General features: G+C 70.8%; 21 protein-coding genes and 1 pseudogene. 14 read left to right on the top strand and 8 right to left on the bottom strand.

The window, feature by feature from the left end:
- Positions 1 to 17 precede the first annotated feature (17 nt).
- The 9 genes from cas3 to C8E97_RS13615 all read left to right on the top strand — a co-directional run bounded on the left by cas3 (position 18) and on the right by C8E97_RS13615 (position 9,804).
- On the top strand, positions 18 to 2,753 hold the full coding sequence (gene cas3 / locus C8E97_RS13655; protein WP_246018875.1) for a CRISPR-associated helicase Cas3': 2,736 nt from the start codon (positions 18 to 20) through the stop codon (positions 2,751 to 2,753).
- Entirely contained in the window at positions 2,740 to 4,362 is a 1,623-nt protein-coding gene (gene casA / locus C8E97_RS13650) for a type I-E CRISPR-associated protein Cse1/CasA (RefSeq protein WP_121005453.1), read from the top strand. Before cas3 ends, casA begins: the two co-directional genes overlap by 14 nt.
- Complete coding sequence (gene casB, locus C8E97_RS13645; RefSeq protein ID WP_121005450.1) at positions 4,359 to 5,030, top strand: type I-E CRISPR-associated protein Cse2/CasB; 672 nt, start codon at positions 4,359 to 4,361, stop codon at positions 5,028 to 5,030. Before casA ends, casB begins: the two co-directional genes overlap by 4 nt.
- Positions 5,031 to 5,059: 29 nt before the next feature.
- Positions 5,060 to 6,199 (top strand): type I-E CRISPR-associated protein Cas7/Cse4/CasC, encoded by a 1,140-nt coding sequence (gene cas7e, locus C8E97_RS13640; RefSeq protein WP_121005447.1) that lies wholly within the window; start codon positions 5,060 to 5,062, stop codon positions 6,197 to 6,199.
- A complete protein-coding gene (gene cas5e / locus C8E97_RS13635; RefSeq protein ID WP_121005444.1) occupies positions 6,196 to 6,912 on the top strand; it encodes a type I-E CRISPR-associated protein Cas5/CasD in 717 nt (238 codons plus the stop codon). The genes cas7e and cas5e overlap by 4 nt, the downstream gene beginning before the upstream one ends.
- On the top strand, positions 6,912 to 7,577 hold the full coding sequence (gene cas6e / locus C8E97_RS13630) for a type I-E CRISPR-associated protein Cas6/Cse3/CasE (protein ID WP_121005441.1): 666 nt from the start codon (positions 6,912 to 6,914) through the stop codon (positions 7,575 to 7,577). The genes cas5e and cas6e overlap by 1 nt, the downstream gene beginning before the upstream one ends.
- Before the next feature lie 37 nt (positions 7,578 to 7,614).
- Positions 7,615 to 8,436 (top strand): type I-E CRISPR-associated endonuclease Cas1e, encoded by an 822-nt coding sequence (cas1e, locus tag C8E97_RS13625; protein WP_246018874.1) that lies wholly within the window; start codon positions 7,615 to 7,617, stop codon positions 8,434 to 8,436.
- Between the two features lie 36 nt (positions 8,437 to 8,472).
- Positions 8,473 to 9,335, top strand: a protein-coding gene (locus C8E97_RS13620) for an IS5 family transposase (protein ID WP_425470665.1) whose coding sequence is annotated in 2 segments (ribosomal slippage) — positions 8,473 to 8,838 and positions 8,841 to 9,335 — 861 coding nt in all. Because the reading frame shifts where the segments join, the coding sequence is not laid out codon by codon here.
- 31 nt (positions 9,336 to 9,366) lie between these two features.
- On the top strand, positions 9,367 to 9,804 hold the full coding sequence (locus C8E97_RS13615; RefSeq protein ID WP_121005435.1) for an FG-GAP repeat domain-containing protein: 438 nt from the start codon (positions 9,367 to 9,369) through the stop codon (positions 9,802 to 9,804).
- A gap of 77 nt (positions 9,805 to 9,881) precedes the next feature.
- Here the strand turns inward: C8E97_RS13615 and C8E97_RS13610 are convergent, their stop codons facing one another.
- The 4 genes and pseudogenes from C8E97_RS13610 to C8E97_RS36465 form a co-directional block, all read right to left on the bottom strand.
- Positions 9,882 to 11,333: an FAD-dependent oxidoreductase gene (locus tag C8E97_RS13610; RefSeq protein ID WP_121005432.1), complete on the bottom strand. Its 1,452-nt coding sequence runs from the start codon at positions 11,331 to 11,333 to the stop codon at positions 9,882 to 9,884.
- The gene (locus C8E97_RS13605; RefSeq protein WP_121005429.1) at positions 11,330 to 13,441 is read right to left on the bottom strand and encodes a molybdopterin oxidoreductase family protein; all 2,112 of its coding nucleotides are present in this window, start codon (positions 13,439 to 13,441) and stop codon (positions 11,330 to 11,332) included. Before C8E97_RS13605 ends, C8E97_RS13610 begins: the two co-directional genes overlap by 4 nt.
- Before the next feature lie 567 nt (positions 13,442 to 14,008).
- Positions 14,009 to 14,212 (bottom strand): annotated as a pseudogene (locus C8E97_RS13600) (ketopantoate reductase family protein); the annotation flags it as partial.
- Positions 14,213 to 14,414: 202 nt separating this feature from the next.
- Entirely contained in the window at positions 14,415 to 14,546 is a 132-nt protein-coding gene (locus C8E97_RS36465; protein ID WP_281275398.1) for a hypothetical protein, read from the bottom strand.
- 614 nt (positions 14,547 to 15,160) lie between these two features.
- Between C8E97_RS36465 and C8E97_RS13595 the strand changes: the two genes are divergently transcribed.
- Together C8E97_RS13595 and C8E97_RS13590 are read left to right on the top strand one after the other, a co-directional pair.
- Positions 15,161 to 19,519: a DUF6531 domain-containing protein gene (locus tag C8E97_RS13595; protein WP_121005426.1), complete on the top strand. Its 4,359-nt coding sequence runs from the start codon at positions 15,161 to 15,163 to the stop codon at positions 19,517 to 19,519.
- A complete protein-coding gene (locus tag C8E97_RS13590) occupies positions 19,516 to 19,938 on the top strand; it encodes a hypothetical protein (RefSeq protein ID WP_121005424.1) in 423 nt (140 codons plus the stop codon). Before C8E97_RS13595 ends, C8E97_RS13590 begins: the two co-directional genes overlap by 4 nt.
- A 49-nt stretch (positions 19,939 to 19,987) precedes the next feature.
- Here C8E97_RS13590 and C8E97_RS13585 read toward each other — a convergent pair whose 3' ends face one another.
- Together C8E97_RS13585 and C8E97_RS13580 are read right to left on the bottom strand one after the other, a co-directional pair.
- Positions 19,988 to 20,575: a dihydrofolate reductase family protein gene (locus tag C8E97_RS13585; protein WP_121005421.1), complete on the bottom strand. Its 588-nt coding sequence runs from the start codon at positions 20,573 to 20,575 to the stop codon at positions 19,988 to 19,990.
- Between the two features lie 65 nt (positions 20,576 to 20,640).
- Entirely contained in the window at positions 20,641 to 21,462 is an 822-nt protein-coding gene (locus C8E97_RS13580) for a helix-turn-helix domain-containing protein (RefSeq protein WP_121005418.1), read from the bottom strand.
- Positions 21,463 to 22,480: 1,018 nt separating this feature from the next.
- Between C8E97_RS13580 and C8E97_RS13575 the strand changes: the two genes are divergently transcribed.
- On the top strand, positions 22,481 to 23,092 hold the full coding sequence (locus C8E97_RS13575; RefSeq protein ID WP_211347008.1) for a DUF4188 domain-containing protein: 612 nt from the start codon (positions 22,481 to 22,483) through the stop codon (positions 23,090 to 23,092).
- On the opposite strand, the gene C8E97_RS13570 is transcribed toward C8E97_RS13575, so the two are convergent.
- Positions 23,017 to 24,051: an AraC family transcriptional regulator gene (locus C8E97_RS13570; protein ID WP_170211807.1), complete on the bottom strand. Its 1,035-nt coding sequence runs from the start codon at positions 24,049 to 24,051 to the stop codon at positions 23,017 to 23,019. The genes C8E97_RS13575 and C8E97_RS13570 overlap by 76 nt on opposite strands.
- Positions 24,052 to 24,074: 23 nt before the next feature.
- On the bottom strand, positions 24,075 to 24,758 hold the full coding sequence (locus C8E97_RS13565) for a TetR/AcrR family transcriptional regulator (protein ID WP_121005409.1): 684 nt from the start codon (positions 24,756 to 24,758) through the stop codon (positions 24,075 to 24,077).
- A gap of 98 nt (positions 24,759 to 24,856) precedes the next feature.
- Here C8E97_RS13565 and C8E97_RS13560 point away from each other — a divergent pair, with 98 nt between their 5' ends.
- Positions 24,857 to 26,080, top strand: coding sequence for an MFS transporter (locus tag C8E97_RS13560; RefSeq protein ID WP_121005406.1), 1,224 nt, complete (start codon positions 24,857 to 24,859; stop codon positions 26,078 to 26,080).
- A gap of 12 nt (positions 26,081 to 26,092) precedes the next feature.
- Entirely contained in the window at positions 26,093 to 26,878 is a 786-nt protein-coding gene (locus tag C8E97_RS13555) for an alpha/beta fold hydrolase (protein WP_121005403.1), read from the top strand.
- Positions 26,879 to 26,985: the final 107 nt, after the last annotated feature.

Genomic DNA, 26,985 nt, shown 5'->3' with positions numbered 1-26,985 from the left:
AGGATCGTGTCTCGGTCGTGGTCGATTGGCGTGTGGTGTGGGCGAAGTCGGTTTTCGACACTCACGGCCGGATGACGCAGTGGCTGCCGCTGCAACAGCACCTGGATGACACTGGCGCGGTGGCGGCGCTGTTGGTGGAGGAGTGGGTGTCGCCGCAGGTGATCGGGCGGATTGCCGGTGATCTTCCGGACGGTGTCGATGGCGTGCGGGCCCTTGCGTGCTGGTTGGCTGCGTGCCATGACGTCGGAAAAGCGAGTCCTGCGTTCGCTGTGCAGGTGCCGACGCTCGCGGATCGGATGCGTGCCGCCGGTTTTTCCGCTTCGCCGATGTTGGTGTCGCATCCTCAGCGCGGTCGGGCGAATCATGCACTGGTCGGGTACTCCGCGGTGCGCGATTTTCTTCGTGCCGCGTTCGGCGGCGAGCGGGTGGTGTTGGCCGAGCAGTTGGGTGGCATTGTCGCGAGCCATCACGGGGTTCCGCCGGAGCGGTCGGCGTTGGCCGAGGTCGGACGGTTGACGGAACTGACCGGTGTCGGAGTGTGGCGGGAAGCTCGGGAGTTCTTCCTGCGCCGCGCCTCGGCTGAGGTGGATTTGTCGCGGTACCGGGATGTCCGGTTGAGCTTGCCGAGTCAGGTGTTGTTGACCTCGATCGTCATCCTGGCCGACTGGATCGCGTCGAACGGCGATCTGTTCCCCTTGTTGGAGGCGCACGAACCGCCCGCCGAGTTCGACCTCGACGCTCGGGTGGAGCTGGGGTGGAAGAGGTTGGGACTGCCCGGGCGGTGGCGTGCCCAGCCGGTCGAAGGCGACGTGGGAGCGGTGTTCCGCGCACGGTTCGATCCTCGGGCCGCCGGTGCGCGACCGGTGCAGGTGGCCGCGGTCGAGGTCGCCCGGGAACAGGCAGTCCCCGGGCTGATGATCGTGGAAGCGCCGATGGGGGTGGGCAAGACCGAGGCGGCGTTGCTGGCGGCCGAGGAGTTGGCGGCCAGGTCCGGGGCGGACGGGTGCTTCGTCGCTTTGCCGACGCAGGCGACGACCGATGCGATGTTCGGTCGGGTCAGGCGGTGGTTGGAGGCCCTGCCGGGGCGTGACGGGTCGACCAGCGTGACGTTGGCGCATGGCAAGGCATCGTTGAACGACGAGTTCGACGGGTTGCTGCGCAAGGGGTGGTTGGCGTCGATCGGTTTCGACATCGGGGACGCGCCGGTGGCTCATGTGTGGTTGCAGGGTCGGAAGAAGGGTGTGCTGGCGTCGTTCGTGGTCGGGACGATCGACCAGGTGTTGTTCGCCGGGTTGAAGAGTCGGCACCTGATGTTGCGGCACTTGGGGTTGGCGTCGAAGGTCGTGGTGATCGACGAAGTGCACGCCTATGACGTGTACATGTCGCAGTACCTGCACCGGGTGTTGCACTGGCTTGGCGCATACGGGGTTCCGGTGGTGCTGCTGTCGGCGACGCTGCCCGCGGCGCGTCGGGCCGAGCTGGTCGCCGCGTACTCGGGTGATTCGCGGGTTCCAGTCGATCCGGGATACCCGTGCATCGTGGCGACGGGCGAGGTGGAGTCGCGGTCGTTGCCGTTGCCCGAGCCGGGTGTCGACGTGGCGCTGGACCGGTTGCCCGACGACTTGGACACGCTCGTGAGCTATCTGCGTGATCGGCTGCGCGAGGGTGGGTGCGCGGTGGTGGTGCGGAACACCGTGGCTCGGGTTCAGGAGACGGCCGAGCGGCTGGAGCGCGAGTTCGGTGCGGAGAACGTGACGATCGACCATTCGAGGTTCCTGGCGTGTGACCGGGCGCGGATCGACCTGGGGCTGCTGCGGCGGTTCGGGCCCGACGGTCACCGGCCGGGTCAGCACATCGTGGTGGCGTCGCAGGTGGTGGAGCAGTCGTTGGATGTCGACTTCGACGTGATGGTCACCGACCTGGCGCCGATGGATCTGATGTTGCAGCGGATGGGCAGGCTGCATCGTCATCAGCGGTCGCGTCCGGAACCGGTGGTGCGGGCGCGGTGCGCGGTGGTCGGTGTCGAGGACTGGGACGGTGCGCCGGTGATGACCGTGCCGGGGTCGCGTCGTGTGTACGGCGAGCACCTGTTGTTCCGGTCGGCGGCGCTGTTGGTGGATCGGGCCGCTGTGCGTCTGCCGGCGGATATCGCGCCGTTGGTGCAGTCCGCCTACGGCGACGAGCCGCTGGGACCGCAGGCGTGGCAGCAGCCGATGGAGTACGCCCGTCGGGACGCCGAGCTCCTGGCCGCGCGGCGTGCGGATGCCGCGCGCGCGTTCCTGCTGGGCGAGACGGGTCCGACGAGTGGGTCGTTGGTGGGGTGGATCCGGGCGGGGGTCGGCGACGCCGACGAGACCCCGCAGGGTCTGGCCCAGGTCCGTGACGGCGCGGAGTCGTTGGAAGTTCTGGTCGTGCAGAGCGACGGGCACGGCGGCCTGCTCACGCCCGAGTGGATCGAGCGCGGCGGAGGCGAGCCGATACCGGTGGACCTGGAGATGGACCCGGCGCAGGCGAAGGTGGTCGCGTCGTGTGCGCTGCGACTGCCCGTGGCGTTGAGCAATCCCGGAGTCGATCATGCGCTGATCGCGGCGTTGGAGGCGAACAGGTTCACCAGTTTCGACTCCTCGCCGCTGCTGCGGGGTCAGCTGGTGTTGGTGTTGGACGAGAACCGCAGGGCGGAGATCCGACACGGCGACGTGCGCTTCCTCCTCACCTACGACCCGCGCAAAGGGCTGACGCATGAACGGGGATGACACGGTGTCGTTCAACCTGGTCGACCGGCCCTGGTTGACCGCCCGTACCCGCCACGGGCACGAGGTGGAGCTGTCCCTGCTGGACGTGTTCCGCCGATCACACGAGGTCACCGCGCTGCTCGGGGACGTGCCCACCCAGGTGTTCGCGTTGACCCGGCTGCTGCTGGCGGTGCTGCACAGGGCTCTCCGTGGTCCGCAGGACTTCGAGGAGTGGGCCGGCTACTGGCAGGACGGGCTTCCGGTCGACAAGATCGCCGACTACCTGGCCGTGCATCGGCACCGTTTCGACCTGCTCGACGGGGAACTGCCGTTCATGCAGGTCCCGGGGCTGCGCACGGCGAAGGACGAGGTGTCGGAGCTGGACCGGCTGATCGCCGACGTGCCCAACGGGCACCCGTACTTCACCACCCGACTGGGTGGTGTGAAGACGCTGTCGTTCGCCGAGGCGGCGCGGTGGCTGGTGCACTGCCACGCGTTCGACCCGTCGGGCATCAAGTCCGGTGCGGCCGACGACCCCCGGACCAAGCAGGGCAAGGGCTATCCGATCGGCACCGGCTGGGCCGGCAACCTGGGCGGCGTGGTGCCCGTCGGGAAGTCGTTGCGGGACACCTTGCTGCTCAACCTCCTCCCCTACCACGACGACGCCGATCTGCCGGCGTGGGAGCGGGATCGGTTCGATCCCGTGAAGGACGCCGTCGACGGGCTGACACCGACCGGGCGGGTGGACTTGTACACCTGGCAAAGCCGCCGGATCAGGCTGACCCACGACGGCCAGCAGGTCACCGGTGTGCTGATCTGCAACGGGAAACCGCTCGGGCCGCAGAACCGGAGTGAGGTGGAGCCGCACACGGCCTGGCGGCGCAGCCAGGCGCAGGAGAAGAAGCTGCGGAAGCCTCTGGTCTACATGCCGCGCGAGCACGACCCGCAGAAGGCCGTGTGGCGGGGGTTGCAGCCACTGCTTCCCGGTGCCGTGCCACCGCAAGGCAAGGACGCCGCGCCGTTCCTGACTCCCGGGGTCGTGGAGTGGGTCGCGGAGGTGGAGGACGTCATCGGCGAGGACTACTTCGTCCGACTACACACGGTAGGGATGACCTACGGCGCCCAGAGCGCCACCACCACCGAAATCATCGACGACGTGGTGGCACTGCACGCCGTGCTGCTGCGTCGCGCCGACCTCGCCCACACCGCGGTGGACTGCGTCCGCGACGCGGAGAACGCCGCTCGCGCGCTGGGCAAGCTGGCCCGGAACCTCGGCGAGGCGGCTGGGTACCGGCCGGACCCGCGCGCCAAACCCGGCACCCGCGACGGCGTGCGCGACCAAGCGCTCGAACTGGCCTACGCGAGCATGGACCCGCTGTTCCGCAAGTGGCTGCGCGAGGTCACCGCGGACACCGAACCACTGCAAGCCCGGGCCGACTGGCACCGCGCGGCCTGGGGCGTCATCCACCGATTGGGCAAGGACATGCTGGACAGGGCACCCGTGGCGGCGTGGACCGGCCGCGTCGCGAACAAACGGTTCATCACGTCCTCGCACGCCTACCGCTGGTTCCTCAACGACTTGCGCACCGCGCTGCCCTTCGCCAACGCCGACTTCGAGGTGACCTCATGACCGTCACGACGGCTCAACCCGACAAAGGTGACTGGCGACAGCGTTGGGCGACGCTCACCCCGGTGGGCGTCGAGGTGCACGCGCTCATCCAGCCGCTGCAGGAAGGCGTCCTGGCCGACCGTGCGGCGGCCGTGGCCGCACTGGCGCGGTTGCGCCGCGGCGTCGGCAAGCCCGCGGGTAGCGTGCAGGAGATCCTGCAGTACACCGTCTCCGACGCGTTCGCCGGCCCGGACGCGGGAGACGAGCCCACACCCGCGGAGACCGCTGCCCACGTGGCGTTGACGCTCTACTCCCTGCACCAGCAATCTCGCAACAACCGGATGCATCAACGCGGGTTCGGACTCGGACGGTCGCTGCGGATGCTGCACCCGACGGAGTTCGACACGACCATCCCGCCGGTGCTGCGCCGCTTCCAGACCCTGGGCTCCTCGCAGAGCCTGGAAGAACTGGTGCACCACCTGCGCGGCGCGGTGCAACTGCTGCGTCCGGCCGAGATCCCGCTCGACTACGCCGCGCTGGCCGACGACCTGTTGTGGTGGCAGCGACGCGGAGGCGCTTCCCGCGTCCGACTGCGCTGGGGCCGGGAGTTCTTCCGCACTCCCCGCCCCGCCGACTCCGCAGACGGGGACGCACCGGAAACCCGCGAACCCGAACCCGACCTCGACTGACCTCGATCTCTCCTGTGAAAGGCACTTCCGTGTCACGAACCATTGTCGACATTCACGTCGTACAGACCGTGCCGCCGAGCAACATCAACCGCGACGACACCGGCAGCCCCAAAACCGCGGTGTACGGCGGGCGGCGTCGAGCCCGGGTGTCCAGCCAGGCGTGGAAACGCGCCACCCGCGCCACGTTCGCCGAACTGCTCGACACCTCCGAGCTGGGCGTGCGGACCAAGCGGGTGGTGGAGCTGCTGTCCGAGGAGATCGTCCGGCAGGACCCGGTGTTGTCCGGGCGGGCGTTGGAGCTGGCCGAGGCGGTGCTGACCGCCGCCGGTATCAAGATCACCCCGGCGCGGAAGGCCGACGCCCCGCCCGAGTCGGGCTACTTGTTGTTCCTGAGCAACCGGCAGATCACCGGCCTCGCCGAACTCGCGGTCGAGGCCGCCGCCGCGGCGGGCGAGGGCAAACCCGACATCGCCAAGGCGCAGGCCCGTGCCCGCGCCGACCGTGAGCACTCGGTGGACGTCGCGTTGTTCGGCCGGATGGTCGCCGACGCCACCGACCTCAACGTCGACGCCGCGGCGCAGGTGGCCCACGCGTTGAGCGTGCACGCCGTGGACAACGAGTACGACTACTTCACCGCCGTGGACGACCACAAGCAGGCCGACGAGGAAGAAGACGCCGGCGCCGGCATGATCGGCACCGTCGAGTTCAACTCCTCCACTCTCTACCGCTACGCCACGGTGGACGTGAACCGCCTGCACGACAACCTCGGCGACGCCGAGGCGACCCGGCGGGCGGTCGAGGCGTTCACCCGGGCCTTCGTCGCGAGTATGCCGACCGGAAAGCAGAACACCTTCGCCAACCGGACCCTGCCCGACGCCGTGCTCGTCGTGGTCCGCGAAACCCAGTCGATCAACCTGGTCGGCGCGTTCGAGGAAGCCGTGCAGGACGACGCCGAGGGCGGACGGGTGGTGCAGGCCATCACGCGCCTGGCCGACCACGCGCGCGAACTGCACGAAGCCTACGACGAACAGCCGGTCGCCGCCTGGGTCTTCGGCGTCGGGGAGAAGAAGGTCGCGCCGCTGACCGAGCTGGCCCAGCGCGGCACGTTCGACCCGACCGTGCGGGCCGTGGGAGCCCTGGTCGGCGACCGCCTGGCGGAGCAGGCGTGACCACCCTGCTGTTGCGGCTGGGCGCGCCGCTGCAGTCGTGGGGCACCAGCAGCCGCTTCGTCCGCCGCAACACCGACCGGGTGCCCAGCCGCAGCGGCGTCATCGGTCTGCTGGCCGCCGCACAGGGCGTGCGCCGCACCGACCCGCTGGAAGAACTGCTCTCGCTGCGGATCGGCGTGCGCATCGACCAACCCGGCCAACTCGAACGCGACTTCCAGACCGCCCGCAGCCTCGACGGCTCCACCACGATGCCGCTGTCCTACCGGTTCTACCTGGCCGACGCGGTGTTCACAGTCGCGCTGGAAGGCGACCCCGACCTGCTGCGCGGCCTGGAACAAGCGCTGCGCTCCCCCGTCTTCCCCCTCTACCTCGGCCGCCGGTCCTGCCCGCCCGCCGGGCAGCTGCTGCACGGCCTGCGCGAGGGCACCGTGCGGGAACGGTTGGAGACCGAGCCGTGGCACGCCTCCCCCTGGACGCAACGCCGCCACTGCTCGCCCACGGTCGGACTGGACATCGTCGTGGACTGCCCCGCCGACGCGGCCGACGCCGAACTCGTGCGCGACGAACCCGTCAGCTTCGACCCCCGCAACCGCGCCTACGGCTGGCGCACCGTGCACCGCGACCAGGTCGAGGTCCCCAACCCCTCCTACCAACCCACCGCCCCGCCGGCGGACCCGTTCGACCCGATGGCGGCATTCGAGGAAATCGCCTGATGCACCTGACCCGCTTCGAGATCAATCCGGCCCGCCGCGCCGCCCGCAACCTGCTCGCGTCCCCGCACAAGATCCACGCGGCGGTCATGGCCGCCTTCCCCGCGGCCCCGCCCACCGACCAACCGGGACGAGTGCTGTGGCGCATCGACCGCAACCAGCACCAAGTCCTGCTCTACATCGTCAGCCCCCAACGGCCCGACCTGACCCACCTGGTGGAACAAGTCGGCCGGCCCACCACCCAGACCTGGGACACCGTCGACTACCGGACACTGCTGGACCGACTGCAAACCGGACAGCAGTGGGCCTTCCGGCTCTCCGCCAACCCCGCCCAGGGCACCCGCAAGCACTCGACCACAGGCCGTTCACAGCGCCACGGGCACGTCACCGTCGCCCAACAGACCCAGTGGCTGCTCGACCGCGCCCAACGGTCCGGATTCACCGTCGAAACCGGCGGGAACGACGAGCCCGACGTCGCCGTGCGCGGACGGCAGACCCTGAACTTCCGGCGCAAGGACGCCACCGTCACCCTCACCGTGGCCACCTTCGAAGGCCACCTGCGCATCACCGACGCCGACGCGCTGCGCACCAGCCTCGTCACCGGCATCGGCCCGGCCAAGGGCTACGGCTGCGGGCTGCTCACCCTGGCACCGGTCCGCCGTGCCTGATATCCCCGGAGCACCGCCCGTCCCTCTGTCGCAGCTCGTGCGTGCCCAGGACCGCATCTCGTTCCTCTACCTGGACCACTGCAACGTCCACCGCGACGACAACGCCATCACCGCGACCGACAAACGCGGCACCGTCCACATCCCCGCCGCGACACTGGGCGCACTGCTGCTCGGCCCAGGCGCCACCGTCAGCCAGCAGGCTATGGTCCTGCTCGCCGAGAGCGGCTCCACCGCGGTCTGGGTCGGCGAACACGGCGTCCGCTACTACGCCCACGGACGCGCCCTGGCCGCCAACTCCCGCCTCCTGGAGATCCAGGCGAACCTCGTCTCCAACCAGCGCACCCGTCTGCGTGTCGCCCGCCAGATGTACGCGATGCGCTTCCCCGACGAGGACACCAGCGGCCTGACCATGCAACAACTCCGAGGAAGGGAAGGCGCCCGCGTCCGCCGCCTCTACCGCGAGCACGCCCACCGAGTCGGCATCACCTGGGAACGCCGCGACTACGACCCCGACGACTTCGCTGCGGGCACACCGGTCAACCAGGCACTCTCGGCCGCCAACACCAGCCTCTACGGCGTCGTGCACGCCGTCATCGTCGCCCTCGGCTGCGCACCCGGTCTCGGCTTCGTCCACACCGGTCACGTCAAATCCTTCGTCTACGACATCGCCGACCTCTACAAGGCCGAGATCAGCATCCCCGTCGTTTTCGACATCGCCGCCCGGGAAGTCGCCGACATCAGCACCGAAGCCCGCCGCGCCGTCCGCGACCGGATGAAGGACGGCGCCTTCCTCGAGAACTGCGTCCGCGACATCAAGACACTGCTCACCGAAGACGACGCACTAGGCGGTGTCCTGTAAGCCGGTGATCAGGGCGTCTGGTAGTTCTGGTGCATGGTGGGTCGTGGTGAGTTGACCGATCGTGCCTGGGCGGCGATCGAGCCGCTGTTACCGGTGTCCGGGCGTGGCCGCAGGTGGCGGGATCACCGGCAGGTGATCAACGCGATCCTGTGGAAGCTGCGCACCGGCGCACCGTGGCGTGACCTGCCCGAACGCTACGGCCCGTGGAAGACCGCGCACGAGCGGCTGCGGTTGTGGACCGCGGACGGGACCTGGCAGCGCATCCTGGACCGGGTGATCGTCAAGGACGACTCCGTGGGCGGGCTGGAGTGGATCGTCAGCGTCGACTCCAGCGTCGTCCGGGCCCACCAACACGCCGCCGGTGCCCGGAAAAAGGGGGATGCACCGCCGGGGTCGAAGCCCTCGCCGTCGCAGGGGAGGGACTCGGCCGGTCCCGAGGCGGTCTGAGCACCAGGATCCACATTGCGGTCGACGGACGCGGCCTGCCCATGCGCGTCCTGATCACACCGGGCCAGGCCGGGGACAACCCGCGACTGCCGCCGCTGCTCGACGGCATCCGCGTCGCCCGCCCCGGACCCGGACACCCGCGCGTCCGGCCCGAGGCGGTGATCGCGGACAAGGCGTACTCGCACAAGTCCACCCGACTCGCCCTGCGCACCCGTCGGATCACGTTCACCTGCCCCGAACGCAAAGACCAGGTCGCCCGCCGCGCGACCCTGGGCTCACGCGGCGGACGACCACCGGCCTTCGACGCCGAACGCTACAAACAACGCAACGTGGTCGAGCGCTGCTTCAACCGGCTTAAACAGTTCCGCGGCCTGGCCACCCGCTACGCCAAACGCGCCGCCTACTACCAGGCCGAACTCACCATCGCCGCCATCGTGCTCTGGCTCCGATGACGAATTACAGGACACCGCCTAGTCTACTTCGATGCCCGTGTGCCTCTGCCACTCCTCCTTGGCTCTCTCGTCGAAGTGGTCGAGCTACGAAGGCGGCTGGGACTCCGGACGCAGCCGTTACCTCTCCGGCGACTACAACGGCGACGGCCGCACCGACGTGGCGGCGTCTTTCGACTACGGAAACGGCCAGACTGGTGTGTTCGTGTGGGAGGGGAAGGCCGACGGGTTCTCCGACGCGACGCGGCGGTGGCTGAGCAACCCGGGCGGCTGGAATGCCAACCAGACCCGCTTCATGAGCGGCGACTACACCGGTGACGGACGCGCCGACATCGGTGCGTTCTACGACTACGGCAACGCCAGCACCAGCCTGTTCGTCATGGAAGCCACGCCAGGCGGGTTCACCAACCCGGCGACCAGGTGGTCGAGCAACCCGGGCGGCTGGGACATCGCCCGGACGATCACGTTCTGAGCAGGGTCGAGCCCTCCCGGTCTCGTGGGGACAACGCGTCGCACCCGGCTACCCGCGGCTGAAGGCGGGAGCGGTGGTCAGGCGGGAGCGGGTTTGCGGGCGGCGAGCCAGTCGGCGATGGCGTTGACCAGGTCGTGGCAGGTGCCGCAACCGGTGGTGGCGCGGGTCGCGCTGACCAGCGGTGCCACGCCGCGCGCACCCGCGTCCCACGCGGACACCAGTTGCGCCTTGCGGACGGTGTTGCAGCGGCACACGAGGGTGGTCGCGGGCAGGTCGGCCGGGCTGACCGCCGTCGCCGCGGCCAAGGCGCGGCCCAGCAACAGGGCCAGCCGGTCGTCGGGCGCGGGGAGGCCGCGGTCGAACAGCTGCACCACGGTGGCCGCCGCGTCCGGCGCGCCGACCAGGATCGCACCGACGATCACGTTGTCCCGCAACACCATCTTGGCGTACCGGCCGCGGGTCGGGTCCTCCACGCGCAGCACCTCGACGCCGGGCTCGTCCAGTTCGACGTGCACCTCGCCGAGCGAGGCGAGGTCGATGTCGCGGACCTTCAGCTTGGTCACCACGGGCGTGCCGCGGTAGCGCGCGCCCGGCACGGCGCCGGTGAGCAGGTCGGCCAACACGGTCGCCTGCTCCCACGCCGGCTGGACCAGGCCGTTGACCACACCGCGGTGCTGGGCGCAGTCGCCGAGCGCGTAGATGCGCGGGTCGCTGGTGCGCAACGCGTCGTCCACCACGACACCCCGCTCGACGACCAGCCCGCAGTCGCGGGCCAGGTCGGTCGCCGGGCGGACGCCCGCCGACACCACCACCAGGTCGGCGGGCAGCCGGGCACCGTCGTCCAGCTCCACCTCGGCACCGACGACGTACCGCCGGGCCACCCGGCCGAACCGGAACTCCACGCCCATCCGCTCCAGCGCGTCGGCCAGCACCCGGCCCGCGCCGGGGTCGAGCTGGCGCTCCATCAGGTGCGACACGGGGTGCACGACGGTGACCAGGCTCCCGCGCGCGACCAGGCCCCTGGCCGCCTCCAGCCCGAGCAGCCCGCCGCCGAGCACCACCGCGGGCGCTCCCGGCCGGGCCGCGGCGAGGATGCGGGCGCAGTCGTCGAGGTCGCGGAACGCCACCACACCGCTCGCGACGCGGCCGTCGTCGTCCAGCAGCCCCTCCACCGGCGGCAGCCACGGCGCGCTGCCGGTCGCCAGCACCACCGCGTCGTAGGGCAGCCGCGCGCCGTCCGAGCACTCCACCACCCGCGCGGCGCGGTCGACGCGGGTCGCCTCGACCCCGACCCTCAGGTCCACGGCGCTGCGGTCGGCCCAGTCCGGTTCGTGCAGCAGCACCGCGCCGGGGTCCAGACCACCCGCGAGCACACCGGACAGCAGCACCCGGTTGTAGGCGGGGTGCGCCTCGGCGCCGACCACGGTCAGCGCGACCCGGGCGCCCTCGGGGTCGCGGGCCCGGATCTCGTCGGCGAGGCGCGCGCCGGCCATGCCGTAACCGATCACGATCACCTGTCGGCGGTTCACCGTCGGGTTCCTTCCTCGGGCAGCGGATGGGGGTCGAGGCGGACCGCGCACACCTTCAGCTCGGGTATGCGGCTGGTCGGGTCGAGCGCCGGGTTGGTCACCAGGTTCGCGCGCTGCCCGTCGGGGAAGTGGAACGGCAGGAACACCGTGTCCACCCGCATCGTGGGCTCGTACCGCACGCGCGCCGACGTGCTGCCGCGCGCGGAGCTGACCGTCGCCCGCCCGCCGTCGGCCAGGCCCGCCCGCGCCGCGGTGTCCGGGTGGACCTCCACGTACACCTCGGGCGCGGCCTCGTCGAGCTCGGCGACCCGGCGGGTCTGGGTGCCGGTCTGGTAGTGCTGCAACAACCGCCCGGTCGTCGCCCACAGCGGGAAGCGCTCGCTGGTGGTCTCCGCCGGGGCCGCGTGGTCGACCGGGGCGAACCGGGCCCGGCCGCCCGGCAGCGGGAAACCGTCGAGGAACAGCCGGGGCGTGCCGGGGTGGTCGGGCGCGGGGCACGGCCAGTACAGGCCCTCACCGGCGCGCAGCCGCCCGTGGCTCATGCCCGAGTAGTCGGCCGGGCCGCCCGCGCTCGCCCTGCCCAGCTCCGCGAACACCTCCTCGACCCCGGTGGGGAACCGCTCCGGCGGCTGGCCGAGCCGGACCGCGATGCCGCTGATCACGTCGAGGTCGCCGCGCACGCCGTCGGGCGGGTCCACCGTGCGGCGGCGCAGCAGGACGCGGCCCTCCAGGTTGGTCAACGTGCCGTCCTCCTCGGCCCACTGGGTGACCGGGAGCACCGCGTCGGCCAGCTCCGCCGTCTCCGAGCGCACGAAGTCCGCCACCACCAGCAGGTCCAGCGCGCGCAGCCGCTCGGTGACGCGGGCCGCGTCGGGCGCGGAGACCACCGGGTTGGTGCCGAACACGAGCAGCGCCCGGATGCCGCCCGGTCGCCCGGCCGCGTCGAGGATCTCGTAGGCGGAGCGGCCCCGGCTCGGGAGCTCGGCCTCGGGCACGCCCCAGACGGCGGCCACGTGGCGACGCGCGTCCGGGTCGTCGATCTTGCGGTAGCCGGGGAGCTGGTCGGCCTTCTGGCCGTGCTCGCGGCCACCCTGGCCGTTGCCCTGGCCGGTGATGGTGCCGTAGCCGGACCCGGCGACGCCGGGGAGGCCGAGCGCCAGGGCGAGGTTGACCCACGCCGAGACCATCGCGGTGCCGTTGGCGTGCTGCTCGGTGCCGCGCGCGGTGAGCACGTAGGCGTTGTCCGCCTGGGCGAGCAGGCGCACGGCGAGCCGCTGGTCGGCGACCGCGACCCCGGTGACCCGTTCGGTGCGCTCCGGCCACCACCGCGCCGCCACCCGCCACGCCCGGTCGAACCCGGACGTGCGCTCCCGCACGTAGGTCTCGGCGACGTGCCCGTCGGTGACGGCGATGTGCAGCATCCCCAGGGCCAGCGCCAGGTCCGTGCCCGGCTGGGTACGCAGGTGCAGGCCCGCGTGCCGCGCGGTGGCGGTGCGGCGCGGGTCGACCACGACCAGCCCGCCGGCGTCGATCGCGCGGCCCAGGTGTTGCACGAACGGCGGCATCGTCTCGGCCACGTTCGCACCCACCAGCAGCACCGCGTCCGCCCCGGCCAGGTCGGTGAGCGGGAACGGGAGCCCGCGGTCGACGCCGAACGCGCGAATGGTCGCCGCGGCGGCCGACGACATGCAGAACCGGCCATTGTAGTCCACGTGCGGCGTGCGCAGCGCGACCCTGGCCAACTTGCCCAGCAGGTACACCTTCTCGTTGGTCAGCCCGCCACCGCCGAGCACCCCGACCGACCCGGGGCCGTGCCGGTCGCGGACCGCGGCCAGCCGCCGTGCGACTTGGTCGAGCGCGTCGTCCCACCCTGCCGGGCGCAAGCCGTCCCCGGCCGTGCGCAGCAGCGGGGTGGTGAGCCGGTCGGGCGCGGTCAGCACCGCGGTCGACGTCCAGCCCTTCTGGCAGAGCCCACCCTGGTTGGTCGGGAACCACCTGGGCCGCACCCGCACGTTTCCGCCCGCCGCGTCGACGGTCATTCCACATTGCAGCGCACAATAGGGACAATGGGTGTCGGTGGCGAGCAAGGCGATGTTCGAGGTATTCATCGGGACACCTCCGCGTCCGACAACATTGCCCACACCGCAGTCGACTGTCCACGTATTCAGGGGTGTTTCACGGCAATGGACCAACGCCTATTGAGATCAACCTGAGGATGAGCACCGCCAAACGGACAATACGGCGAAACGGACGCAATTTCCCTGTTCGACCGATCGGAGACGCCTCGCGCGGTCGCGAGCACTGCTCACCTTCCTCGGGCAGCGAGAAGCGACCACCGCCCTGTGGGCAACCAAACGCACAGGTGATGACCTCCGTCACCCGGAATGAGCGGACACCAAGCCCGTCCGGTCCACTCGGCACCCCCGAGCGGCCCGGGAACCGATCCTCGGCACGAAAACCTGAACGGTGGATAACCCGCACAGCGGTGGGACGGTAATGTGAAACCTTCGGACGCGCCCATTCCGACACCGCCGACAACTCGTGGAGTTATCGCCCAACTCAGCCGGTCGACCGCATCGCGGTCGTCGGAGGACCCATGTCCTCGCCACCTCGGGATCGCGGTTGCCGACCGGAACGCATGAAGCCCCCGCGCCGGACTGACGACACCGGCGGATTCAGACTCGACCGGTCCCCTCGCGGGCGAAGTGGGGTTCCGCCGCTTCCAGTCGTCGTACCGGGATGCCCAACCGTCGTGCTTCGGCCAGGGTGTCCCGGCAGACCTCACGCGGCTCCTCGGCGTCGGGGTCGCAGTGCGCCGCGAAGAGCACGCGCACGGGCGGGACATGAGCGGTCAGCCAGGCGAGCGCGCGGGCCGTCAGGGTCGATCCACATGTTCCGGCGGATCAGCGCCTCTGGCTCGGCGTCCCGGTTCCGAGCAGCGTCTCCGAGGGGAACCTTGACCTGCTCGCCCAAGTCCCGTCCGGTCGTTTGTACCGGGATCGCCACCCGGCTCCCTCAGGCTGTGCGTATGCCATGTGCATCCCTTCCTGCTCTGGTTGAGGAAAACTTCGTCACCGCTGGTCAGGCGATGTTCAGGCGCCTGCGCTGCGGCTTCTCCGACTGCGGGGAGAGCCGCAGGGTCGCGCTGATATCACCTCGGGAGAACCGGTAGTGCTTGCCGAACCGGTGGTGCGGCAGTCCTCGACCGCCCATACCCGCTGCCGGGCGTGTTCGGCGGCCCAGCGCAGCAGCGCCAGGTGGTCGGCACTGGTGGTGCAGACGGTCTTGGTGGCGAGTCTGCGGCCCGGTTCGTTGACGACGACTGCGGTGTGGGAGCGCTTGTGGGCGTCAGCCGATCACTTGTCCCGAGAGCGGGCACGGGCTGGACAAGCTGGTCGGGACCTGTCGATGGCGGTCTCCGCGACCCATTTCTTCTCGTCGCCGGGGCGTCATCCAGAGGCCGTCGTGCGCGCCCCGAAACGGCCGGGGGATCACCGATGTCGTGGTGGACGAGGACGCGGGTGCGGAGTACGACGGTTGGAGGGTCATTCTGACGGCCGGCGAGGAACAGCGCCGTCGTCGCTGACGTGCTCGTTGGTGGTCTGCTGCTGCGGTGACGGCCGATCCCTGTCGTTGTGGGCGGCATGGTGAACCTCCTCGCCGGCGAGGATCCGGCGGGTTGCCTCGCCAAAGCGGGTGGGGTCCCGGCGGTGGCGTGCTGGACTTCGGTGCGCCGTTCGGGTTGGGCCGAACCGAACGAATCGGCCCGGTGCGTCGTCCCGGGCGCAGTAGCGCGGCTTGATCTCCACGTCACTCGGAGGGAACCGATGACCAACCCGCTGGTGGCCGCGCCGGAGGACGACACGTCGGCGGTGACCGGGATCGGTATCGCCGAGTCGGCCAACGACCTGGCCCAGGGCATCTCCGACGGCAGCTGGGTCGAAGCCGGACTCGGCGGGGTCGGGGTCGGGCTGGAAGTGCTGTCGATGGTGCTCGACCCCGTCGGCACCGTCGCCTCCTACGGCGTGTCCTGGCTCATCGAACACGTCCAACCCCTGAAGCAGGCCCTGGACTGGTTCGCCGGCGACCCACCCGTCATCCGCTCGTTCAGCGAAACCTGGACCACCGTCGCCACCGAAGTCCGCACCATCGCCCAGGACCTCGGACACCAGCACGCCACCGGCTGGCAGGGCACCGCCGCCGACACCTACCGCGCACACGCCGCCCAGACCGCCGACGCCCTCACCGGCGCCGGCACGCTGGCCGAAGGCGTCGGCACCGGCGTGATGGTCATGGGCGAAGTCGTCGCCGCCGTCCGCGAGATCATCCGCGACCTCGTCGCCGAGGTCGTCGGCAAACTCATCACCTGGGCCCTGGAAGCCATCGCCACCCTCGGCCTGGCCACCCCCCTCATCATCGCCCAGGCCGTCTCCACCATCACCAAAGTCTGCAACCGCATCGCCGACCTGGTCCGCAAACTCGTCAAAACCATCGCCAACGTCACCCCCCGCATCCGCAAAATCCTCGACAAACTCGGCGAGATCACGGACAAGCTGAGCACCCTCGGCCGCCGCGCCGACTCACCCGCCAGCCCCGACACCACCACCCCCGCCAGCACACCCAGGGCCGACGTCCCGACGATCGGCGACGTCGACTCCCCCACCACGCCGTCGAGCGCCTCCACCGACGCCACGTCCCCATCGGGCACCACACCACCCTCCGGCACGACGTCCCCGAGCGGAACCTCGACCGACACCAGTCCCAACCGACCCGCCGATCCGAACGACACCAGGACCCCGGAGCCCGACCGCGTCTGCGAGAACGACCCGGTCGACGTCGTCAGCGGCGAGATGGTCCTCCCCCACACCGATCTCGACCTGCCGGGCGTGCTGCCGCTGGTGCTGGGCCGGACCCACGTGTCGTCCTACCGCGCGGGCCGCTCGTTCGGACCGTCCTGGGCGTCCACGCTGGACCAGCGGTTGGAGTTCGACGCGCGCGGCGCGTTGTTCCTCGCGGAAGACGGCATGGTGCTGGTCTACCCGGAGCCCGCCGGGCACCCCGTGCTGCCCGAGGTGGGACCGCGGTGGCCGCTGTCACGGGTCGGGGAAGGCTACGCGATCACGCAGCGGGGAACCGGTCGCACGCTGTGGTTCGGCGCCGACGGCCCGCTCGTGGCGGTGACCGACCGCAACGATAACCGGATCGACTTCGACCGCGACGCGGCGGGAACGGTCACGGCGGTGCGGCACAGCGGCGGTTACCACGTCGACGTGGACAGCGACCGGGGCCTGGTGACCGAACTGCGGCTGCGCGGCGCCGGTGTCAGCGTCGTCCGGTTCGGCTACGACGACACCGGGCTCACCGAGGTCGTCAACTCCTCCGGCAGACCGATGCGGTTCGACTACGACCACGCGGGCCGCATCACGCAGTGGACCGACCGCAACGGCGAGTGGTACCGCTACCACTACGACGCGCACGGCCGGTGCGTCGGCAACGAGGGATCAGGAGGGTTCCTCGACGGCACGTTCGAGTACGGCGAGGGCACGACCCGGTTCACCGACGCACTCGGTGCGACCACGACGTACCGGTTCGACGACCGGCGGCGCCTGACCGCCAGGACCGACCCGCTGGGCAACACCATCACCCAGGAGTGGGATGAGGCCGACCGGTTGGTCGCCCGCACGGACCAGCTCGGGCACACCACCCGCTTCACCTACGACGAAGCGGGCGACCTGGTCACCACCACCCGGCCCGACGGCACCCAGGCCATCGCCGAGTACGACGAGCACGGCATGGTCACCACGTTCATCGCACCCGACGGCGGGGTGTGGCGGCAGGTCTTCGACGAGCGCGGCAACCTGCTCGCCGAGACCGACCCGGCGGGCGCGGTCACCGGTTACGCCTACGACGACCGCGGTCACCGACGCGCCGTCACCGACGCCCTCGGTGGGGTGCGGCGCATCGAGACCAACGGCGCGGGCATCCCGATCGCGGTCACCGACGCGGCGGGCGCGACGACCCGATACGTCCGCGACGCGTTCGGCCGTGCCACCGCGGTGGTCGACCCGCTCGGTGGGCGAACCCGGTACACCTGGACCGTTGAGGGCAAACCGCTGAGCCGGACCCGCCCCGACGGGGCCGCGGAGCGGTGGCGCTACGACGCCGAGGGCAACGAGGTCGAGCACGTCGACCCCCTGGGTCGGGTGCGCAGGGTCGTCACCACGCACTTCAACCTGCCCGCGGCCGAGATCCGGCCCGATGGAAGCCGGATCGGGTTCGGCTACGACCGGACGCTGCGGCTGACCGCTGTCACCAACGCCCAAGGTCTGGTCTGGCGCTACGAGTACGACCCGGCGGGCAACCTGGTCCGGGAGACCGACTTCAACGGCCGCGTGCTGACCTACCGCCACGACGCGGCGGGCAGGCTCGTCGAACGAGTCAACGGCGTGGGCCAGACCGCCACGTTCACCCGTGATCCCTTGGGCAACATCGTCGAGCGGCGTTGCGGCGACGCGGTGACCACCGTCGAGTACGACGAACTCGGCCGGATCACCCGCGCCCGCAACGCCGACGCGGAGCTGCGCTACAGCCGCGACCCGCTGGGTCGCGTACTCACCGAGACGATCAACGGGCGCACCGTCGCCTCCGCGTACGACGCGCTCGGCAGGCGTGTGCGCAGGTACACCCCGACCGGCGCCACCACCTCTTGGGAGTACGACGCCGCCTCGCGCCCCACCCGGCTCACCGCGGGCACTCGTGTCGTGGCGTTCGACCACGACGCGGCGGGTCACGAGGTCAGCCGTTCGACCGGCGATCTGGTGCTCAGCCAGTCGTGGGATGCCAACCACCGGCTGACCGGGCAGGCGCTGCTCGCCGGCGGCCGGGAAGTGGCGCACCGCCGGTACCACTACCAGGCCGACGACAACCTCGTCGCGGTCCGCGACTCGTCAGGTCCGTCGCGGAACTACCGCGTCGACCCCCTGGGACGGGTCACCGGTGTCGACGGACCCGGATGGCGCGAGCGGTACGCCTACGACGCGGCGGGCAACGTCACCGGACCCGGATCCGGTACCACCCACGCGGGCACCCTGGTCCGCACTGCGGGCGACGCGCGTTACGAGCACGACGGGCAGGGCCGCGTCGTGCTGCGACAGCGCAAGCGGCTGTCCCGCAAACCCGACACCTGGCACTACCAGTGGGACGCCGACGACCACCTCGTCGCGGTCACCACACCGGACGGCACAAGGTGGTCCTACCGGTACGACCCGCTGGGCCGCCGCGTCGCCAAGCTGCGCCTCGCCCCCGACGGGTCGGTGGCCGAACGCGTCGACTTCGCGTGGGACGGCTCAGTCCTGGCCGAGCAGACCCACTCGGCCGGTCACGCCACGACCTGGGAGTTCGCCCCGGACAGCTGCCGTCCGCTCACCCAGACCGAGCGTGCGCGCACCGGCCAGGACTGGGTCGACCAGCACTTCTACTCCATCGTCACCGACATCGTTGGCACGCCCACGGAACTGGTCGACGAACGCGGGACGCCCGCCTGGCGGCAGCGATCGACGCTGTGGGGCCTGCCCGCCGCCCGCGTCGGCGCCGCGGACACGCCGCTGCGGTTCCCCGGCCAGTACTACGACACCGAAACCGGGCTGCACTACAACCACCTGCGCTACTACGACCCGCTCGCCGCCCGCTACACCAGCCCTGATCCGCTCGGGCTGTTCGGCGGGCCGTCCCCGCACGGGTACGTGCACAACCCCACCGGGTGGAGCGACGCGCTCGGCCTCACCGAGACCAGCGACATCGAGTTCCTCGACCCCAACGACATCAACTTCTCCCAGCGCAGCATCACCCGGAACGACTACGCGGAAGCGATGCGCAACGGCCAGTGGGACTGGAACCGCTCGCCGGTGCACGTCATGGAGATCGACGGTCGGCTCGTCAGCTACGATAACCGCCGCCTCGACGCCGCGCGGGAGGCGGGGGTGCCGGTGGGTGTCCAGCGAGTCGACCCCAACGCACCGCACCCCGAGTCGACCACCGGTAAGACGTGGGCCGAGAAGTTCCAGGAACGCTTCCGCGACCCGCGCAACAGGCTCAACGGCGAGCCGGTTCCCGACACCGGCCTGAACGAACGACCGACCGCCCTGCCTCCGGGCTGCGGCGGGGGACGGCGCAGGAGACGCGGATGAGCGACATCACCACCCTCTGGTCCTCCGCCCGCCTGCCCATCGAGGACGGCCTCTACTTCGCCGACGGCCGCTCCTACGCCGTCGAGGCCGACGAGCGCGGCCTGCGCCTCGTCGAGTCCTTCGACCTGGCCGAACTGCTGGCCGAAGACCCCGAGTGGCTGACGTCGATCGACGTCACCAGGGAAATCCGCGTTCCCGGTGGCTACGCGTGCGCCGGCGAGGGCTCGCACGGCTCGGAGGGCTTCTTCGCCCGACTGGACGAGGACCACTCGCTGGTCTGGGTCTGCTACCTGTCCGAGTCCAACCCGTTCGGTGAACTCACCGTCGAGGCGTCGACCCTGACCGCGACATCGACGTCCGGTCTGTCGATCACCCTCCCCCTCGACGACCCGGACAAGGCACTACCGGCCGAGGACTGAAGGCCCGACCTCCCGTCACCGTTCGCAGTGGACCTGTTCGCGTTCCCGCTCAGCTCGGACGGCGCACCCGGTAGCGCAGGTGAAGTACCCGGTTGCCCTGGATGACCACGTCAGGGTCCTCCAACAGGTGCTGCGCGCCGACCGACCCGAAGTAGCGCTTGCCGGACCCGAACACGACGGGCACGACGTCCATGCGCACCTCGTCGATCAGCCCCGCGGCGAACACCTGGCCACCGACGTCGCCGGCGGCGACCTCGACCACGCGGTCGCCCGCGAGCTCCCGCGCCTTGGCCACGGCTGCCTCGACGCCGTCGACGAAGTGGAACGGCGCTTCGGGGTCCCAGCCCTCGGGTTCCGGCCGGTGCGTCACGACGACCACGTGGTCGATCCCGCTCGGCGGCTTCCCGCCCCAGCCGTCCGTGATGTCGAAGACGTGACGGCCGACGATCGTCGCCCCGATCCGCTCCCAGTACGGCCGGGTGTAGTCGTAGGAGGTCTGCGACACCTTCACCTCGCCGCTCTCGTCCAACGGGATGTCGCCGTTGGACAACCAGTCGAACAGCGGTCCGGGTCGGTCGTTCTCGTCCGCGACGAAGCCGTCCACCGACACCGAGCTGTACATGACCACCTTGCCCACGGGGCTCTCCTCTGCTTGGGGTGCCCCGAAATTAGCGTGTCGCGGGCTGTCGCTCTTGTAAGAAATCAATCGGCGGGCAGCGGCCAGCCGTCCAGCGCGTGGCCGGGGTGCTCGCGCAGGAACCGCCGCCGGACTTCGACGTACCGGGTCGGCGTGAGCCCGGTGAACGCCCGGAACTCGTGGCCGAAGTGGGCCTGGTCGAAGTAGCCCGCGCCACCGGCGAGGTCGCCCCAGTCGATCGGTCCGGCGGGGTTGATCGCGAACACGGTGGCGGCGAAGCGGTGGGTGCGGGCCAGCCGCTTCGGCGTGACGCCGATGACCTCCTTGAACCGCCGTGCCAGATGGGTGCTGCTGACACCGGCCGCCACGCTCAGGTCGCCGATCGCCACCGCCCCGCCGGCCGCCGCGATGACGTTGCTCGTGTGGCGGACCAGCCCCAGGCCGGCGGTTTCGCGCAGCCGTCGCACCAGCTCGTCTTCCAGCAGCGTCAGCATCTCGTGCGGTCCGCCCGCCGCGGCCAGGCGGTCCCGCAGCCCGGCGACGGCGGGCCGACCCCAGACCTGCTCCACCGTCACCGGCCGATCACACAGCTCGACTGCGGGCATCGGCAGGAACGGCGCCGGCCCCCACGGCTTGAAGTGCACGCCGACGGACCGGGTCCGGGGTGGGTAGCCGAACTCCAGCGCGCGGGTGGACATGGTGATCACGCAGCCGTCGGCGTACTCGGCCGCCTCGATGTCGGTGCCGGCGCGGATGCGGAACGGCGCACCCAGGTTGACGATGAGCAACGCCGACGGCCCGGGCGGCAGCGTCAGCCGGGCGTACGGCGACGCACCCTCCAGGTAGTAGAGGTCGTCGACCAGCCCGTCCAGCGGCGGTCGCGGCACTCTGGACACGTACTCCACGCCCACAGCATCGCCGACGCCCCGCCGGCATCGCGCGCCGGGATCGCAGGGCCTTCGACTCCGCCCCGGACCGTCTCGTGTGGACTGCGTTGCTCCGCGTTCACGAGCGGCAGGAACCACGGCAAGGTCGCTTTCATCGATCCAGACGAGTTTCCGTCGCACAGCGATCGCAATCGACCGGAGGGGGACTTCTTCCCTCCTGCGCTCTTCCAGCCATTCTTTGACCACACTTTCCGACTCGGCGAGCGTGTGCGTCGGTCGGGCGCTGTGGTAGTCGCGGTCGCCGAGGTGGTACCGACTGCTCTCCCCCAGTTCGTGGTACCGATCCGTCCAGTCGTGGGTCAGCAGGAGCGTGTCCGACACCAGGGCCGCCCGCTTGGTGAGCCGCTCGAAGCTGGACGCGCTCCCGTTGACCGAAAGTCCGATGTGGAACCGGGACCTGGACAACTCGTCGTTGTCCACGAGACGTTCAGTCGAGCCATCCCAAAGAAAAGATCCGTAGTTCGTCGCCACCCGTGCGGGCTCTGCCCGGTCGAGCGCCTTGAAGAAGGTTCTCATCTGACGGGCAACTGCGCTATTCTGCACCGCCGGCTTCCTGCGCAACATGCCGGAATCGTAGGTCGGGGCGCGCGGAAGACGCCACGGATCGCGGGTTCACACCACCAATGGCGTAGTTGCCGGTGGCGCCGCGCAGGACGCGCGACCAAGGGCGTACAGCGATCGAAACTCCGACCCGACATATCAGCGGAACGCCCCACCGATCACTTCATGAAGGTACGCGCGTCTCGCTGGGCACATCCGTCCACGCGCGCCGCGGACGTGTCCGGTTCGCCCCCCGTGGTGGCCGTTGACGCCCTCCACGCGAGGACCCTCCGGGCGGTGGACTGGTTCCCGTTCGTCGACATCAACCCGGAAGCGCGTCGTGGGAACCATGACATCTCTACGGACCCGACGAGGGATGCGTCGACGGTGCAACCACCCGATCCACGGAGGAGCAATGGTGAGGATCGTTTCCGGCAGGGTCACGCACCAGTACGACGGGGAGCTGGTGGTGTTCCACATCGGCATGACGTTCAACCGGTGGTGGCGACCCGATCTCTGGATGCCGGTCTTCTTCGCCATGCCGGCGATGATGCGCGAACTCGCCGAGGACCCGGACTCGGGGCTGCTCGGCTACGAGTTGCTGTTCAACCGCAGGGGGCCGTTCGCCGTGCAGTACTGGTCCTCGATCGACAAGCTCTACGCCTACGCGTCGGCCGGGTCGCTGAGTCACCGACCGGCGTGGACGAGGTTCAACGCGATGGCGAGGAAGCACCCCGACGCGGTCGGCGTCTGGCACGAGACCTTCGTCGTCGAGCGCGCCGAGAGCATGTTCGTCGGGACACCGGCGATGGGGCTGCCCAAGGCGACGAGGACCGTGCCCGTCGAGCAGCGGCACCACCGCGCCCGCACGCGCTTGGCGGACGGCGCCACCACGCTGCCCGCGAGCCCGGACGGGCGAAGCCACCCGACCGCCGAGGCGTCAGGCTGCCCCGGTCAGGTCTCGGCGGCCGGGTGCCCGTCGCCGGAGGTGCGGGCGGCCAGGGGGGTCCGGCCGGTCCAACGCCGATAGGCGCGGCGGAACTCGCGTCCGTCGCTGAAGCCGACTTCGGCGGCCACGGCCGAGATGGCCATGGCCGAGTGCCGCAGCAGCGCGGTCGCGTGCCGCTCGCGGACGCGGTCGCGGACGGCGGTGAAGTGGTCGCCCGCCAAGGCGAGCTGCCGGCGCAACGTGCGCTCGCTGATGTGCATCCGAGCGGCGATCTCGGTCATGGTGAGCGGGCGGTGGAGGTGTGCGTTCAGCAGCGCCTCCACCGCGGCGACGACGCCGGGCCTGGCCCGCGCCGGCGCGATCAGGCTCCGGCACACCGCGAGCGCCGTCCGCAGCGTCGGTTCGTGGTGGGTGGGTATCGGCGATCGCAGCACCCCGGAACTGATCACGAGGCGGTCGGCGTCGGCGGCGAAGTGCACCGGACAACGGAAGAACCGCTGGTACCGGGCTGCGTGGGCAGGCGGCTGGTAGGACAGGAAGAGCCGGTTGGGCGTCCAGGTCCCGCCGAGGACCGAGCGCAGGAACGCGGTGACGCTGGCGAACGCCTCCTCGACGAGGAACGGCAGCAGGACGGGGTCCGGCCAGCGCTCCCGCAGGTGCAGTTCGACCTCGTCCCCGTCCAGACCTCCCGCGGTGAAGTCGGCGAGGCTGCCGGACGCCCGGTGCAGTTCGTCGACGACCGCGAACGCGTCGCCGACAGTCGCCGCCGACCTCATCGCCACGCCGACGAAGCCGAAGGACAGCAACGCGTCGCGGGCTCCGACTTCCAGGCCGAGGGGTCGGTCGGGCAGCGCCTCGACAGCTCTGCGGAGCACCGTCCTGGCTTGGTCCAACGACACGCGGACATCGACGTCGTCGAGGAGCGCGGGTTCGAGCCCGGTCCCCGAGAACCAGGCCGAGACCGGCAGCCCGGCCTGGCGGCCGATCGCCACGACCGCGCTCAGCAGCGTCGGTGGGATGACCGCGTCGGAGGGCGTCATACGGGTCGACCCCGCCACGGTGCTCATCCTCGTGCGCGGTCCGGGTTTTCTCGGACGACGTTCGTGGTGGGGTGGTCGGGTCCGGGGGTGCGTTCGCCGTCGGCGGGGACGGCTTCGCCCGTCCGGTGCGGTTCGGGCGCTTCCGGCAGCAGGTGGGCCACGAGCGTGCGCGCCCATTCGGGAGTGGGGGTCCGGTCGGTGAAGACGGCCCGGTAGTAGAGCGGCGCGAGCAGGGCGTCGATGGTGCGGTCGATCGTCGGTACCTCGTTGCCCCGGCTCTGTTCGCGGTCGAGGATGGCCTCGAGCTGGTCCTGGCGTTCCTTGCGGCACACGGCGGCGCCCTGCTCCCCGCCGACGCCGATGGTGGCGCGCACCAGGGCCAGGGTGTCCGGGTCGCCGAGGTCCTTGGCGAGGTCGGCCGCGTACCGCTCCAGGTCCCCGCGGAGGCTCCCGGTGTCCGGCACCACGAAGTCGCCGGAGAAGCGGCTGGTCGCCACATCGGCGAGCAGGTCGCCCACGGAGCCCCAGCGGCGGTAGACCGTGGTGGCGTGCACGCCCGCACGGGCGGCGATCACCGGGATCGTCAACTGGTCGGCGGTCTCGTCGGCGAGCAGGTCCTTGACGGCCTGGTGGACCGCCGAGCGGACGCGCGCCGAGCGACCGCCGGGTCGACTGTCGGTGCGGGATGCGGAGGTCGCGGCGGACATGGGGCCATTATTGCACTGATCGCTGCGTTTTATTCGCAGTGATCAGTGCGTTTGTGTTAGCTTGGCGGTGCTAACGCAACGATCACTGCGAGGCTTGCATGTCCGTTCCCGTCCTCGATCCCTGCCCGCCGCGGCCACCGGCGCGGAAAGGCGCCTTCCCGTCGGTGGCCGCCGTCCTCGTGCTCTTCCTCGCCGCATCCAGCGCGCCGTCGCCGATCTACGTGATCTACCAGCGGCAATGGCACTTCACGGCCCTGGTGCTGACGGTCGTGTTCGCCCTCTACGTGTTCGGCCTGCTGGGCGCGTTGCTCGTCGTCGGAGCCCTGTCGGACCACCTCGGCCGCCGACCGGTGCTCGCCGCGGCGATCGCCCTGGAAGCGGTCGCGCTCGTGCTGTTCCTGGTCGCCGGGGACGTGGGCGTGCTCGCCGTCGCCCGGGTGCTTCAGGGCGTCGCGACCGGGGCGGCGACAACGACCCTGAGCGCCACCCTCGTGGATCTCGAACCCGCGCGCGGGCGGGCCGGCGCCATCACCGCGGTGGCGCCCCTGACCGGGCTCGCGCTCGGCGCTCTCGGCAGCGGGGTGCTCGTGCAGTTCGGTCCCGCGCCGACCCGGCTGGTCTACGCACTGCTGTTGGGCGCAATGCTGACCGCGGCGGTCGTCGTCGCCCGCCTGCCGGAGACCTCGCCCCGACGGCCGGGAGCCCTCGCGTCCCTGCGCCCGCGTCTCGCGATGCCCGCTCACGTGCGTGCCGACATCCTCCCGGTGGTGCCGGCGATGGTCTCCACCTGGGCCCTGGCAGGCATGTACCTCTCACTGGGCCCGTCCGTCGCGGCCGAACTGCTGGGACTGCACAACCGCGTGATCGGCGGCGTCGTCGTGACGCTCCTGACCGGCACCGGCGCGCTCACGGTCCTGCTCCTCCGCTCGCGTCCGGCGGCGTCACTGCTGGCCCCGTCGTCCGCTGTCCTCGGGCTGGGCACCCTGATGTCGCTCGCCGGAACGACCGGGAACCTCCCCTGGCTCGCCGCTCTCGGCACGGTGGTCGCCGGCGTCGGCTTCGGCGCATCGGCGCTGGCGACCTTCGGCACCGTCGCCCGCGTCGCCCGGCCGCACGAGCGAAGCGCGGTGTTCGCCCTGGCGAACACGATCAGCTACCTGGCCAACAGCGTGCCCGCGATACTCGGCGGGATCGCCGTGACAGCACTGGGGTTGGCAACCGCCACCGTGATCTACGCGCTGGCGATCGTGCTGATCACCTCTTCCGCCTTCGCCCTCCGCCTCAACCAGGTCAGGACCCGACGCCGTCCTGCCGACCAGTGACAGGAGAACACCTTGACCACCAAGAAGAACCTGGAAGTGCGGCGCGCGGACCACACGACGATCCGCTACACCGCGAGCGGCCCGACCGGCGGACCGACCCTGGCGCTCGTCCACGGCTGGGCCTGCGACCGCACCGACTTCGACGCGCTGACCGACCACCTGCCCGAGCACTACCGCGTCCTGGCGATCGACCTCGCGGAGCACGGCGAGTCGCGCTCCACCAGGGAGGTCTGGACGATCGAGGAATTCGCCCACGACGTGGCCGCGGTGCTGGCAGCGGAGTCCGCGACGAACGTGGTCGTGGCCGGGCACTCCCTCGGCGGCGCGGTGGCCGTGGAGGTCGGCCGACTGCTCCCGGACACGGTGTCGCACGTGGTCGCGCTCGACGCCTTGCACTACGCCCTGTTCCCGGCGATGAGCGAAGACCGCACCGACGCGATGATCCGCCCGTTCCGCGACGACTTCCCCGCAGCGGTGCGGGGACTCGTCGAAGGAGGCACCCCGGCGGGCACCGATCCCGCTCTCGGCGAGCGGTACTTCGACAAGATGGTCGCCGTGCGGCAACCCGCGGGCCTGCGCGCCATCGAAGCCCTGATCCGCTGGGACATGGACGCGGCACTGCGCGGAACGAAGCAGCCGATCACCGTGCTCGCGATCCGCGACCTCGTCGCGCAGGAAGCGATCGACCGCTACTCCGACCGCTTCGAGATCATCCTCGTGGACCTGGGCACCCACCACTTCCCGGTGGAATCACCGGAAGGCACGGCGAAGCTGTTGACCGGCTTGATGACCGGGTAGCGGCCTCGGTCCGGCAGCACCGCCCCACCCGCGGACTCGGGACCGGCCCGCGCCCCGTGGTCCGGGTGGGTGGTCGTCCGGGGCGGGACCGCAGTTTGCGACGTCCC

Source organism: Saccharothrix australiensis (genome assembly GCF_003634935.1).
GTDB lineage: Bacteria > Actinomycetota > Actinomycetes > Mycobacteriales > Pseudonocardiaceae > Actinosynnema > Actinosynnema australiense.
The sequence above is the reverse complement of the archived record's forward strand: the minus strand, read 5'-3'. Positions and strand labels throughout refer to the sequence as shown.

Bases quoted from the DNA above. Each gene is read 5' to 3' on its own strand.
- casA (WP_121005453.1), top strand. From the start codon at position 2,740: ATGAACGGGGATGACACGGTGTCGTTCAACCTGGTCGACCGGCCCTGG.
- casB (WP_121005450.1), top strand. From the start codon at position 4,359: ATGACCGTCACGACGGCTCAACCCGACAAAGGTGACTGGCGACAGCGT.
- cas6e (WP_121005441.1), top strand. From the start codon at position 6,912: ATGCACCTGACCCGCTTCGAGATCAATCCGGCCCGCCGCGCCGCCCGC.
- C8E97_RS13615 (WP_121005435.1), top strand. From the start codon at position 9,367: ATGCCCGTGTGCCTCTGCCACTCCTCCTTGGCTCTCTCGTCGAAGTGG.
- C8E97_RS13605 (WP_121005429.1), bottom strand. From the start codon at position 13,441: ATGAATACCTCGAACATCGCCTTGCTCGCCACCGACACCCATTGTCCC.
- C8E97_RS36465 (WP_281275398.1), bottom strand. From the start codon at position 14,546: ATGGGCGGTCGAGGACTGCCGCACCACCGGTTCGGCAAGCACTACCGG.
- C8E97_RS13595 (WP_121005426.1), top strand. From the start codon at position 15,161: ATGACCAACCCGCTGGTGGCCGCGCCGGAGGACGACACGTCGGCGGTG.
- C8E97_RS13590 (WP_121005424.1), top strand. From the start codon at position 19,516: ATGAGCGACATCACCACCCTCTGGTCCTCCGCCCGCCTGCCCATCGAG.
- C8E97_RS13570 (WP_170211807.1), bottom strand. From the start codon at position 24,051: ATGACGCCCTCCGACGCGGTCATCCCACCGACGCTGCTGAGCGCGGTC.
- C8E97_RS13565 (WP_121005409.1), bottom strand. From the start codon at position 24,758: ATGTCCGCCGCGACCTCCGCATCCCGCACCGACAGTCGACCCGGCGGT.
- C8E97_RS13560 (WP_121005406.1), top strand. From the start codon at position 24,857: ATGTCCGTTCCCGTCCTCGATCCCTGCCCGCCGCGGCCACCGGCGCGG.